Raw genomic sequence first — 12,404 nt, 5'->3', positions numbered from 1 at the left:
TACACCGCGCGTGATCGGCGTCACACGGGGTCGTCGGGACCGCCGTGGATGCGCCCCTCGGCCTCCGCGAGCGGCCGGCCGGTCCCACCCCAGCGACCGGCCACCATCTCCGCGGCGATGCTGATCGCGGTCTCCTCGGGTGTCCGCGCACCGATGTCCAGGCCGATCGGGCTGTGCAGCCGGCCGATCTCCTCGTCGGTGACGCCGGCCTCCTTCAGCCGGACCAGCCGGTCGTCGTGGGTACGCCGGGAGCCCATCGCCCCCACGTAGGCCAGCTCGGGCATCCGCAGCGCCCTCTCCAGCACCGGTACGTCGAACTTCGGGTCATGCGTCAGCACGGCGACCACCGTGCGGGCGTCCAGCCGCCCGGCCTCGTGCTCGGCGGCCAGGTAGCGGTGCGGCCACTCCACGACGACCTCGTCGGCGTCCGGGAAGCGGGTGTTGGTGGCGAACACCGGGCGGGCGTCGCAGACCGTCACCCGGTAGCCGAGGAAGGTGCCGACCCGCGCGACGGCGGCCGCGAAGTCGATCGCGCCGAACACGAGCATGCGGGGGGCGGGCGCGAACGCCCACACGAACACCCGCATGCCCTCACCGCGTCGCTCCCCGTCCGGGCCGTAGGTGAGCAGCGCGTCGTGACCGGTGGCGAGGATGCCGAGCGCGTCGTCGCGGACGGCGTCGTCGGCGCGGGGCGAGCCGAGGGACCCGGACACCTCGCCACCCGGCCGGATGATCGCCCGCAGCCCGACCCGGCTCGGGTCCGGGTGGTCGACGACCGTGGCGACCGCGACGGGCCGGCCGGCCTCCACGTCGGCCGCGATCTCGGCCAGCTCGGGGAAGGTGGTGCGGTCGACCTTCTCGACGTACACGTCGAGGATGCCGCCGCAGGCGAGCCCGACCGCGAAGGCGTCGTCGTCGGAGACGCCGTACCGCTGCAGCTGCGGGGTGCCCGACCCGACGACCTCCTGGGCGAGGTCGTAGACGGCGCCCTCGACGCAGCCGCCCGACACCGATCCGACCGCCGAGTCGTCGGGGCCGACGAGCATCGAGGCCCCCGGCGGGCGCGGGGCGGAGCGGAAGGTCGCGACGACGGTCCCCATGCCGACCGTCTCGCCGGCCTCCCACCACTCCATCAGTGCGGGCAGCACCTCACGCACGCCGCACCACCTCCATCAGCTCGTCGTAGGTCGCGAGCGAGTGGCCCGCGAGGAAGTCGTCGACGTGCGGCAGCACCGCCGCGATCCCGCCCTGCACCGGCGCGTAGCCCGGCTTGCCGCGGTGCGGGTTGACCCAGACCACCCGGTGCGCGAGCAGGTGGAGGTCGGCGACGGCGGCGCGCAGGGCGGTCGGGTCGCCACGCTCCCAGCCGTCGCTGATGACCACGACCACCGCCCCGCGGGCCAGGCCGCGCCGGCCCCAGCGGCGGTTGAAGGCGACCAGCGTCTCGCCGAGGCGGGTCCCGCCGGACCAGTCGGGCACCAGGTCGCCGGCCTGGGCGATGGCACGGTCCGGGTCGCGCAGCCGCAGCGCGCGGGTGAGCCGGGTGAGCCGGGTGCCGAGGCTGAACACCTCGACCGCGCCCGGCGTCGCTCCGCTGGTGATCCGGTGCGCGAGGCGGAGCAGCGGATCGGCGTACGCCTGCATGGAGCCGGACACGTCGATCAGGAGCACTACCCGGCGGACGCGGGTGCCGCGGCGTCGGTGCTGGATGGGTGCCGGTTCGCCCAGCCGTCGCAGGCTGGCGCGGAGGGTGCGGGAGACGTCGACGTCGCCCCGCCGGTGAGGGGTACGCCGAGCGGCCGGCCGCCGGGGCAGCACGACCGGGAGCGTGGCGAATAGGGCGGCGAGCTCGCGTCGCTCCGCCGCGCTCAGCGAGGCCACGTCGCGGTGGCGGAGGGCCTCGCGGGCGCTGGCAGCCGCGCGCACCACGTCCTCGTCGGTGCCCTCCTGCTCGACGCCGAAGCCGTCGTCCGCGGGGACCATCCTCAGCCGCGTCGTCGCCTTCCGGCCCAGCGGCCGGGAGCGCAGGGCGCCGAGATCAGGGGAGAACCACTCGTCGAAGACCCGGTCGTGGCGCGCCAGGTCATCGGGGTGGCCGCAGAGCGTGGCATGCCCGGCCACCCGGGTGGCGGCGCGGTCCGCGATGCCGAGGGCGGCCACCGCGTCGACGTACGCCTGGGTGCGGTCGGGCGTGACCGCCACCCCGGCCGCCCGCAACGCCGCGGCGAAGCCGACCAGGATCTCGTCGCCGCCGCGGACCCGCGAGGCGGTCATGGGGTCAGCATCCGGTCGAGCGCCGACCGCACGCGCTCGGCGTCGTCGCGGTGCTTGACCAGCGCACCCAGGGTGCGGGCCGCGGTCGCGACGTCGAGCTCGGCGGTGCCCAGGTGGTGCAGCGCCCGCGCCCAGTCGAGGGTCTCGGCGACCCCGGGCGGCTTGAGCAGGTCGGCACCGGCCCGCAGCTGCTGCACGACGCCCACCACCTGGCGCGCGAGCTCCTCGCTGACCTCGGGCGCGCGGGAGCGGAGGATCGCGACCTCGCGCTCCAACCCCGGGTGGTCGATCCAGTGGTAGAGGCACCGGCGCTTGAGCGCGTCGTGCAGCTCGCGGGTCCGGTTGGAGGTGAGCACCACGATCGGCGGCGTCGCGGCGGCGACCGTGCCCAGCTCCGGGATCGTCACCTGGTACGTCGACAGCACCTCGAGCAGGAACGCCTCGAACTCGTCGTCGGCGCGGTCGACCTCGTCGACCAGGAGCACGCTCGGGCCGTGCTGCAGGGCGGTCAGCACCGGACGGGCGAGCAGGAAGCGCTCGTCGTACAGGCTCTTCTCGGCCTCGGCGACGTCCGCTCCGCCGGCACCGAGCGCCTCGAGCGCGCGCAGGTGCAGGATCTGGCGCGGGAAGTCCCAGTCGTAGAGGGCCTGCGTGGCGTCGATGCCCTCGTAGCACTGCATCCGCACCAGCGGCCGGTCCAGCGCGGCGGCGACCGCCTCGGCCAGCGCGGTCTTGCCGGTGCCGGGCTCGCCCTCGAGCAGCAGTGGCCGCCGCATCTCCAGGGCGAGGAACAGGACGGTGGCGAGGTCGTCGTCGGCCAGGTAGCCCGTCTCCTCGAGACGGCGCGCCAGGTCCGCGACACGGGTGTCCATGGGCCCAGGTTAGGGGCGCCGCGTTGGTGCGGGGTTGGTGCTGGGCTCCAAGGATCCGGGGGTGACGCTCCGCGGGCCAGCACGCAGGAACGCCACAGGGCCCCCGCCGGAGCGAGGGCCCTGTGGATGGAGCAGTCGAGCGCTGGACTCAGAAGTCCATGCCGCCCATGCCGCCGGTGGGGTCGCCACCCATGGGGGCGGCCTTCTCCGGCTTGTCCGCCACGACGGCCTCGGTGGTGAGGAACAGCGCGGCGATCGACGCGGCGTTCTGCAGCGCCGAGCGGGTCACCTTGGCCGGGTCGATGATGCCGTTGGCCAGCAGGTCGACGTACTCACCGGTGGCCGCGTTGAGGCCCTGGCCGGCGGGGAGGTTCGCGACCTTCTCCGCCACGACGCCGCCCTCGAGGCCGGCGTTGATCGCGATCTGCTTGAGCGGAGCGGACAGGGCGACACGAACGATGTTCGCACCGGTGGCCTCGTCACCCTCGAGCTCGAGCTTGTCGAAGGCCGACGCGCCGGCCTGGACCGGCGCGACGCCACCACCGGGGAGGATGCCCTCCTCGACGGCCGCCTTCGCGTTCCGGACGGCGTCCTCGATGCGGTGCTTGCGCTCCTTGAGCTCGACCTCGGTGGCCGCGCCGACCTTGATGACGGCCACGCCGCCGGCCAGCTTGGCGAGGCGCTCCTGGAGCTTCTCGCGGTCGTAGTCGGAGTCCGACTTCTCGATCTCGGCGCGGATCTGGTTGACCCGGCCCTCGATCTGGGCGGTGTCGCCGGCACCCTCGACGATGGTGGTCTCGTCCTTGGTGATGACGACCTTGCGGGCCTGGCCGAGCAGCTCGAGACCGGCGGTCTCCAGCTTGAGGCCGACCTCCTCGGAGATGACCTGGCCACCGGTCAGGATCGCGATGTCCTGCAGCATGGCCTTGCGGCGGTCACCGAAGCCCGGGGCCTTGACGGCGACGGACTTGAAGGTGCCACGGATCTTGTTGACGACCAGGGTCGACAGCGCCTCGCCGTCGACGTCCTCGGCGATGATGACCAGCGGCTTGCCCGACTGCATGACCTTCTCGAGCAGCGGCAGCAGGTCCTTGACGTTGCTGATCTTGGAGTTGGCGATGAGGACGTAGGGGTCCTCGAGCACGGTCTCCATGCGCTCCGGGTCGGTGACGAAGTACGCCGAGATGTAGCCCTTGTCGAACCGCATGCCCTCGGTGAGCTCCAGGTCGATGCCGAACGTGTTCGACTCCTCGACCGTGATGACGCCCTCCTTGCCGACCTTGTCCATCGCCTCGGCGATGGCGTCTCCGACGGTGGTGTCGCCACCGGCGGAGATGGTCGCGGTGGCCGCGATCTGCTCGCGGGTCTCGACGTCCTTGGCCTGGGCGAGCAGCTGCTCGGTCACGGCGGCCACGGCGGCCTCGATGCCGCGCTTGAGGCCCATCGGGTTCGCACCCGCGGCCACGTTGCGCAGACCCTCGCGGACGAGCGCCTGAGCGAGGACGGTCGCCGTCGTCGTGCCGTCACCGGCGACGTCGTCGGTCTTCTTCGCGACCTCCTTGACCAGCTCGGCGCCGATCTTCTCGTAGGGGTCCTCGAGCTCGATCTCCTTGGCGATGGACACACCATCGTTGGTGATCGTGGGGGCGCCCCACTTCTTCTCGAGGACGACGTTGCGGCCCTTCGGGCCGAGGGTGACCTTGACGGCGTCGGCGAGGGTGTTCATACCCCGCTCGAGACCGCGACGGGCCTCCTCGTTGAAAGCAATCAGCTTCGGCATTGCCTGGCGATCCTTCACTGGGAAGTTCGGTGGTCCGGAGCGGCGGGTTGCCCGCGACGGCCAGGTGCGTGCGCCCGACGAACCCTTTCTCGCCGGCCCCACGAACCTCAATCCCGACGGTCCGGTGGTGGCACTCTCATGCTGAGAGTGCCAGCGTCATGTTTAGCACTCGACCCACGAGAGTGCAAGGCCGGGGCCGAGTGGCGGCAGGGCCTCAGAGGACCTTCTCGAGGCGGGCGAAGCGGAGGTCGTCGCGCAGCGGGCGGCCGAACCGCTCGTCGCCGTACGGGAACGGCTCGAACTCCCCCGTACGCCCGTAGCCGCGGCGCTCGTAGAACGCGATGAGGTCCTCGCGCTGCTCGATCACGGTCATCTCCATCCGGACCGCACCCCACTCCTCGCGCGCGACGCGCTCGGCCTCGGCCAGGACGACCTTGCCCAGTCCGCCGCCCTGGCTGTCGGGCCGCACCGCGAACATGCCGAAGTACGCCGCGTCGCCGCGGGGCTCGAGCTGGCAGCAGGCCACGAGCGCTCCGTCGCGCTCGGCGAGGAGGAGGCGGCCGGCGGACGACCCGACGATCTCGCGCACGGCGTCCGCGTCGGTGCGCTGCCCCTCGAGCAGCGCCGCCTCGGTCGTCCACCCCACCCGGCTGGCGTCACCTCGGTAGGCCGACTCGACGAGCGGCACGACCGCGTGCACGTCCTCGATCCGGGCGGTCCGGAAGGTCAGCGCGGGCGCGGCGTCCGTGGTCACGCCGCCATCGTACGGAGGCTGCCGCACCGCTCAGCGCTGCTCGATCTCCTCGGGGAGCGGCCCGACAGGGGTCGGGACGTCCTCGACCGGGTCGGGGGCGAGGTGCCCGAACGGAGCCTCCTCCTGCATCCCGAGCGCGGTCAGGATCGAGGGCAGCAGGGCCTTCGCCGTACGTCGGTAGCCCAGAGCGCTGGGGTGGAACCGGTCGACGCTGAACATCTCCTCGGGGTCCTTGACGAACATCGGGCCCACGACGTGGGCCAGCGAGACCGCGTGGGCACCTCCCTCGACCGCGGCGACGGCCTGCGCCGCGGCCAGCTGGCGCGAGAGCCGCGACCCGATCGAGCGGAGCGGCTGCGGGACCGGGCGGACCGCCCGCAGGTCGGGGCAGGTGCCGACGACGACCTCGGCTCCCCGCGCCCGCATCCGGCGGATCGCCTCCTCCAGGTAGGCGACCGACTTCGCGACCGGGACCCGGTGCGTCACGTCGTTGCCACCGATGACGATGACCACCACGTCCGGCGCGTAGTCGTGGGGCAGGCTGTCGATCTGCTCTCCGAGCGCCGACGACTCCGAGCCGACGATCGCCGCGGTCCGCAGCCGGACCGAGCGGTGTGTGTGCTTCGCCAGGCCCTTGGCCAGGCGGGCACCCAGCGTGTCCTTGCGCCGCTCCGCCCCCAACCCGGCGGCGATCGAGTCGCCGAGCATCAGCAGGTCGAGGCGATCGCCGTACGCCGGCTTCCAGGTCTTGTCCGCGTCGATGGCGTCCTCGCCGAGCGGCTTGCCGATGGCACGACGGGCGACGGCGGCCTGGCGGCGCAACAGCTCGCGCGCCCCGCCGACGGTGAGGACGGCGCCGGCGGTGAGGACGCCGGCGGAGACCAGTCCGGAACGAACACGCGACATGGTCCCCTTGATCGCACACCAGCCTGAACGGATGCCGACATCGAGGTGGCCCGCGGTCGTCCGGATGCACCCCTACGGACCCGCGACCACCACCGTCGGCTCGTGGGTGACCGGGAACGCGACCGACGCTGCGATGAAGCAGTTCTCGCTCGCCTCGTGGTGGATGGCCTGGGCGACCTCGACCATCGACGCGTCGGCGACGGTGACCCGCGGCCTCAGCACGACCGAGGTGAACCGGCCACCCTGGCCGACCTGCTCCATGGTGCCGACGGGCTCGTCGTCGTACGCCGTCACCACGATGCCGTGGTTGACCGCGGAGTGCAGGTAGGACAGCAGGTGGCACTGGCTCAGCGCGGCGACCAGGAGCTCCTCGGGGTTCCAGCGGTCGGCGTCGCCGCGGAAGGTCGGATCGGCGGATCCGAGCAGGTCGGCCTTGCCCTCGGCGCGGAGCAGCACGTTGCGGCCGTAGTCGCGGTAGCCGGTGGTGCCGGTGCCCCGGTTGCCCTGCCACTGGACGATGAGGGTGTAGCGGTGGTCGGTCACGCGCCCATTGTCCGCCACGGCCCGAACAGGAACACGTTCTACTACAGTCGGGCCATGGTGACCGAGCGGCCCCTGAACCTCGCGGACGTCTTCGAGGCGATCGCCGACGCCGTGCCCGACCGCCGCTGCGTGGTGACGACCGACCGGACCTCCACCTACGCCGAGGTCGACGAGCGCGCGACGCGGCTGGCGAACGCGCTGATCGACCTCGGCGTCCAGCCCGGCGAGCACGTCGCGGTCCACTCGGCGAACCGGATCGAGTGGGTGGACGCCTTCTACGGCTGCCTCAAGGCGCGGGCCGTCCCGATCAACATCAACTTCAAGTACCTCCACGACGAGCTGGCCTACCTCTACGACAACGCCGACTGCGTGCTCGCCGTGATCGCGCCCGAGTACGTCGACGCGGTGCGGGCCGTCGGTCCGGAGACGCTGCGGTCGATGCTCGTCCTCGGCGAGGAGTACGACGCCGCACTGGACGCCGCCTCGACCGACCGGACCCTCGGCGGCCGCGCGGCCTCGCGCAGCGCGGCGGACACCTACGTCCTCTACACCGGCGGCACCACGGGCAACCCGAAGGGCGTCGTCTGGCGCCACGACGACCTGATCCGCGCCGCGCTCAATTCCGCCCGCTTCGGCGCCCCGATCACCTCGGTCGAGGCCCTCGGCGCCGAGGCCGCCGCCAACGAGAACCCGATGACGCTGCTCGCCTGCGGCCCGATGATGCACGGCGGCAGCCAGTGGATCCTGGGCAACGGCCACGTCGCGGGCTATACCATCGCGCTCTACACCGAGCCGAGCTTCTCGGCGAGCGGCGTGCTCGACCTGGTCCAGCACGCCGGGGTGAACTCGCTGACCTTCCTGGGCGACGCGATGGGCCGGCCGGTGGCCGAGGCGATCCTCGCCGAGCCCGCGCGGTGGGACCTCTCCTCGCTGGCCGCTGTCTCCAACGGCGCCGCTCCCCTGTCCGACGGCGTGCGCGCCGAGATCCGCCGCGCCCTGCCGGGCCGCTTCATCCTCGACACCTACGGCGCATCCGAGTCGGGCGCGACCGCCTCCCGCGTCGACGACGGCAGCGAGGGGGCGGCGGGCGCCCCGCGCTTCGACGCCGGCGACGACGTGCGGGTCTTCACCGCGACCTTCGAACCGGCCGCCGTCGGCGAGGAGGGCCTGCTCGGGCGCTCCGGCCCGATCCCGCTCGGCTACTACAAGGACCCGGTGAAGACGGCCGCCACTTTCAGGGAGATCGACGGTCGTCGCTGGTCCGTCCCCGGCGACGCGGCCCGCCTCGAGGCCGACGGCTCGATCACCGTGCTCGGTCGCGGCTCGGTCTGCATCAACACCGGCGGCGAGAAGGTGCACCCGGAGGAGGTCGAGGCCGTGCTGCTGCGGCACGAGGACGTCTTCGACGCGGTCGTGGTCGGCGTACCCCATGAGCGGTGGGGGCAGCAGGTCACCGCGCTCGTGCAGGTGCGACCGGGCGCGACGGTCTCCGCCGACGACCTCCGCGACCACTGCCGCGCTCTGATCTCCAACTACAAGGTGCCCAAGGTCGTGCTCTTCGTCGACGCGGTGCCGCGCACCCCGGTCAGCAAGGTCGACTACCCCGCCAGCTCGGAGCTGGCCCGCACGCTGCTCGCCTGAAATGCGTCGTACCTGACCAACGCGTTGGTTTTTCGCCCCGGAGGCAACGCGTTGGTCAGGTACGACGGAAGAGGTCAGACGATCCCGGCGGCCGTGAAGGCGTCGTACGTCGGGGCGATGGTGGCCGCCGCGCCGACCTGGCCGGAGATCGCGTCGAGCGTCTTGAGTCCGTGACCGGTGTTGATCACGACGGTCTCGAGCGTGGGGTCGAGCGCGCCGGTCTCGACGAGCTTCTTGGTGACGGCGACGGTGGTGCCGCCGGCGGTCTCGGTGAAGATGCCCTCGGTCCGGGCGAGCAGGACGATGCCGGCGCGGATCTCGTCGTCGGTGACCTCCTCGACGGCACCGCCGGAACGACGGGTGATGTCGAGGACGTAGATGCCGTCGGCCGGGTTGCCGATCGCGAGCGACTTGGCGATGGTGTCCGGCTTGACCGGGCGGATCGCGTCCACGCCGGCCTTGTACGCCGTCGAGACCGGGTTGCAGCCCGTCGCCTGCGCACCGAAGATCTTGTAGGGCTTGTCCTCGACGAGCCCGAGCTTGATCAGCTCCTGGAAGGCCTTGTCGACCTTGGTCAGCTGCGATCCGGACGCGACCGGGATGACGACCTGGTCGGGCAGCCGCCAGCCGAGCTGCTCGGCGATCTCGTAGCCCAGCGTCTTGGAGCCCTCGGCGTAGTAGGGGCGAACGTTGACGTTGACGAACGCCCAGCCCTCCTCCTCGGCCGCGATCTCCTGGGCGAGCTTGTTGACGTCGTCGTAGTTGCCGTCGACCGCGACCAGCTTCTCGGTGAAGATCGCGGAGTTGACCTGCTTGGGCTGCTCGAGGTTGCTCGGGATGAACACCACGGTCGGGATGCCGGCGCGGGCGCCGGCGGCGGCCACGGCGTTGGCCAGGTTGCCGGTCGAGGGGCAGGCGAAGACCTTCGCGTCGAGCTCACGGGCGGCCGAGAGGGCGCAGGCGACGACGCGGTCCTTGAAGGAGTTGGTCGGGTTGGTGGAGTCGTCCTTGACCCAGAGCTTCTCGATGCCGAGCGCCTTGCCGAGGTTGTGCGCCTCGAGCAGCCGGGTGAAGCCGGGCTCCATGTTGGGCGACTCGGCGATGTCGGCGGGTACCGGCAGCAGGGCCTGGTAGCGCCAGATGTTGCGCGGGCCGGCCTCGATCTCCTCGCGGGTGATGGCCGGGAAGTCGTAGGCGATCTCCAGCGGACCGAAGCACTCCGGACACGCGTAGAAGGGCCCGAGGTCGATCCGGTGGCCACACTCACGACACGACAGCGCGGTCGCGTTGCCGAACGCGCCGGCGCGGGGGCCGTCGGTCGTGCCGGTCGTCGTGGCGGTCTCGGTCACAGCGGCGCTCATGGGGGTCCTCTCTCTCATCTGCCCGGGCGGACCCCTCTGGTCCGCCTGGTCGGAATTGGCACCGAATGTCCGCGACCGAACCGTGTGGTTCGGGAGGTTCGCGGCGGTTGCCGGGACGTCGTCGGGCCGTTCCCTCAGTCCCTCTGGATGAGCACGCTCAGCCTACGGGCTGGTTGCCATGGCACCGAATCCGAATCTCGCATGTCAGGACGCGAGTCCGGATGTTGAGATCAGGCGTTGGCGAGCCGCTCAGCGCGCGCGTCGTGGGCGAACTGACGCAGCAGGTCGAGCACGCCGTCGGGTCCGGCGACCACGACGTCGGACAGCGGCAGCAGCGCGCTCTGCTCGTTCGACGCCGAGCAGACGCGCAGCGGCGTGATGTCGCGCTCGGGCAGCCGACCGAGCGCCTCGAAGGCCTCGAGGTCGCCGAGGTCGTCGCCCGCGAACAGGAAGCCCGCGGGGTCCAGCCGGTCGACGAGCGCCTCGACGACCTGGCCCTTGTGGATCCCCGGCGAGCGGATCTCGACCACGTTGCGTCCGGGCTCGACCTGCAGCCCGTTGCGCCCGGCGAGCTCGACGAGGCCCGGCAGGACCCGTTCGTACGCCGCCTCCGGGTCGGGCATCCGGCGCGTGTGCACCGCGACGCCCAGCCCCTTGTCCTCGACGTAGGCGTCCGCAGCCGCCGCCTCGCGGAGGACGCGCGGGAGGTCGCGCTCGAAGGTCGCCAGACCGCGGGCGGGCCGCGGCGCCACGATCCGCCGCTCGTGGGTGCTCCACCGCTCGTTGCCGTACTGGCCGAAGAGGTAGAGCTCCTTGCCGAGCTCGGACAGCGCGTCACCGACCTCCTCGAGGCCGCCGAGGTCGAGGGCCTGCCGTGCGGGGCGCCCGGTGATCACCGCGATCGCGGAGACCTCGCGCGCCACCTCGACGAGCACCTGCCCGGCATCGGGGTGGATGTGCGCGGCCGCCGGGTCGTCCACGATCGGGGACAGCGTGCCGTCGAAGTCGAGGCCGACCAGGGTGCGCGACGCACACCGCACGAGTGCGGCGTACCGGTGTTCACCCTCGATCGACGAGAAGTCCACTCCCCCATCCCACCATGGCCGAGGTCATGGGCGGCAACCGGCGGCTCCGACGGCGCCAGCGCCAGAGGCTTGCCGCCACGACAACGCCACCACCTACGCAACTCGACCGCGAGGCCGGCAGCGTGGCGCCGCAGCGACCGAGGCCGGGTCCAGGCCGGAGCGCCAGCGACGGACTGGACCCGGCGAGGGAGCGATCAGCGGCGACACGCTCGGCCCAACAAGGAGTCGTGTCAGGAGATCAGGACAAGGGACCCGTCAGGATCAAGGTGAGGTTGGTCGTGCTCATGTTGCTGCTGATGTCCGCCGGCATGACGCGCTGGACGCCCAGGTCCAGGGCCAGCTGCTTGGCGGCCGGCTTCATCCCGTGCGGGTAGTAGACGGTGGTCGAGACGACCGTGCCGTACCAGTTGTCGGCGGCGACGAAGTGCCAGCCGGCCTGGGCGACCTTGGCGCCGACCGAGGCGGCCAGGCCCTTGATCGAGGTGTCGTTGAAGACGACGACGCCGATCTTCGCGCGGTGGATGACCTTGGGCTTGGGCGGCGCGGTGGTCGCGGTGGTGGTCGGCGAGGCGGGCTCGGTCGTGGTCGTCGCCCCCGAGGACGGGGCGCCGGTCGCCACGTCGGTCGACTGCGGGGCCGCGACCGGGGTGATGTCCTTCTCCTTCGGGCCGTCGCCGCGCGTGACCACGAAGGTCAGCGCCGCGAGGGCCACAGCCACGATGCTGAGGATGACCACCGGGGAGGGCAGCACCGCTCCCCGGTGGGAGCCGGACCGTGCGGGGGCACCCATGATCAGACCTCGAAGCCCAGTCGGCGGGCGGAGCGCTGCCGCTGCCGCTGGGCGCGCAGACGGCGCAGGCGGCGGACCAGCAGCGGGTCGGCCTCGAGCGCCTCGGGGCGGTCGATCAGCGCGTTGAGGACCTGGTAGTAGCGCGTCGAGCTCATGTCGAACTGCTCGCGGACCGCGGTCTCCTTGGCGCCGGCGTACTTCCACCACTGGCGCTCGAACTCGAGGATGCCCCGATCGCGCTCGCTGAGGACGCCGTCGACGGCGCCGTCGGCGAGGTCGGGCTGGGTGCTCCGCTCCGCATTCATCGCGTGCTGTCCCCCAAGGATCGGTGTACGCGTGGTCTGGCTTCCCACTGTAGCGACCGAATCACACCGATGTCATTCCCACGCCGGGCCGAC

General features: G+C 72.1%; 12 protein-coding genes and 1 riboswitch. Of the genes, 1 reads left to right on the top strand and 11 read right to left on the bottom strand.

From position 1 onward, the window contains the following. Window positions 1-20 precede the first annotated feature (20 nt). The 7 genes from ACYVAQ_RS16210 to ACYVAQ_RS16180 all read right to left on the bottom strand — a co-directional run bounded on the left by ACYVAQ_RS16210 (window position 21) and on the right by ACYVAQ_RS16180 (window position 7,129). Window positions 21-1,157: an XdhC family protein gene (locus ACYVAQ_RS16210; protein WP_460791451.1), complete on the bottom strand. Its 1,137-nt coding sequence runs from the start codon at window positions 1,155-1,157 to the stop codon at window positions 21-23. After that, window positions 1,150-2,274 (bottom strand): vWA domain-containing protein, encoded by a 1,125-nt coding sequence (locus ACYVAQ_RS16205; RefSeq protein WP_460791450.1) that lies wholly within the window; start codon window positions 2,272-2,274, stop codon window positions 1,150-1,152. The genes ACYVAQ_RS16210 and ACYVAQ_RS16205 overlap by 8 nt, the downstream gene beginning before the upstream one ends. Next, window positions 2,271-3,146: an AAA family ATPase gene (locus ACYVAQ_RS16200; protein ID WP_460791449.1), complete on the bottom strand. Its 876-nt coding sequence runs from the start codon at window positions 3,144-3,146 to the stop codon at window positions 2,271-2,273. Before ACYVAQ_RS16200 ends, ACYVAQ_RS16205 begins: the two co-directional genes overlap by 4 nt. A 148-nt stretch (window positions 3,147-3,294) precedes the next feature. After that, complete coding sequence (gene groL / locus ACYVAQ_RS16195; protein WP_460791448.1) at window positions 3,295-4,926, bottom strand: chaperonin GroEL; 1,632 nt, start codon at window positions 4,924-4,926, stop codon at window positions 3,295-3,297. Window positions 4,927-5,140: 214 nt separating this feature from the next. Further along, entirely contained in the window at window positions 5,141-5,680 is a 540-nt protein-coding gene (locus tag ACYVAQ_RS16190) for a GNAT family N-acetyltransferase (protein ID WP_460791447.1), read from the bottom strand. 30 nt (window positions 5,681-5,710) lie between these two features. Then, the gene (locus tag ACYVAQ_RS16185; RefSeq protein ID WP_460791446.1) at window positions 5,711-6,586 is read right to left on the bottom strand and encodes an SGNH/GDSL hydrolase family protein; all 876 of its coding nucleotides are present in this window, start codon (window positions 6,584-6,586) and stop codon (window positions 5,711-5,713) included. 72 nt (window positions 6,587-6,658) lie between these two features. Then, complete coding sequence (locus ACYVAQ_RS16180) at window positions 6,659-7,129, bottom strand: OsmC family protein (protein WP_460791445.1); 471 nt, start codon at window positions 7,127-7,129, stop codon at window positions 6,659-6,661. A 54-nt stretch (window positions 7,130-7,183) separates the two neighbouring features. On the opposite strand from ACYVAQ_RS16180, the gene ACYVAQ_RS16175 reads away from it, so the two are divergent. Continuing rightward, window positions 7,184-8,770, top strand: coding sequence for an AMP-binding protein (locus tag ACYVAQ_RS16175; RefSeq protein ID WP_460791444.1), 1,587 nt, complete (start codon window positions 7,184-7,186; stop codon window positions 8,768-8,770). 74 nt (window positions 8,771-8,844) lie between these two features. On the opposite strand, the gene thrC is transcribed toward ACYVAQ_RS16175, so the two are convergent. From thrC to ACYVAQ_RS16155, 4 genes are all read right to left on the bottom strand, one after another. Beyond that, a complete protein-coding gene (gene thrC, locus ACYVAQ_RS16170) occupies window positions 8,845-10,131 on the bottom strand; it encodes a threonine synthase (RefSeq protein WP_460791443.1) in 1,287 nt (428 codons plus the stop codon). 11 nt (window positions 10,132-10,142) lie between these two features. Then, window positions 10,143-10,285, bottom strand: a riboswitch (SAM riboswitch). A 76-nt stretch (window positions 10,286-10,361) separates the two neighbouring features. After that, entirely contained in the window at window positions 10,362-11,216 is an 855-nt protein-coding gene (gene otsB / locus ACYVAQ_RS16165) for a trehalose-phosphatase (RefSeq protein WP_460791442.1), read from the bottom strand. Between the two features lie 238 nt (window positions 11,217-11,454). Beyond that, window positions 11,455-12,006: a LytR C-terminal domain-containing protein gene (locus tag ACYVAQ_RS16160; RefSeq protein WP_460791441.1), complete on the bottom strand. Its 552-nt coding sequence runs from the start codon at window positions 12,004-12,006 to the stop codon at window positions 11,455-11,457. 2 nt (window positions 12,007-12,008) lie between these two features. Next, window positions 12,009-12,311: a DUF3263 domain-containing protein gene (locus tag ACYVAQ_RS16155; RefSeq protein ID WP_460791440.1), complete on the bottom strand. Its 303-nt coding sequence runs from the start codon at window positions 12,309-12,311 to the stop codon at window positions 12,009-12,011. Window positions 12,312-12,404 lie beyond the last annotated feature (93 nt).

It is taken from the genome of Nocardioides maradonensis, assembly GCF_054777115.1.
This window is presented reverse-complemented; position numbering and strand designations above follow the sequence as displayed.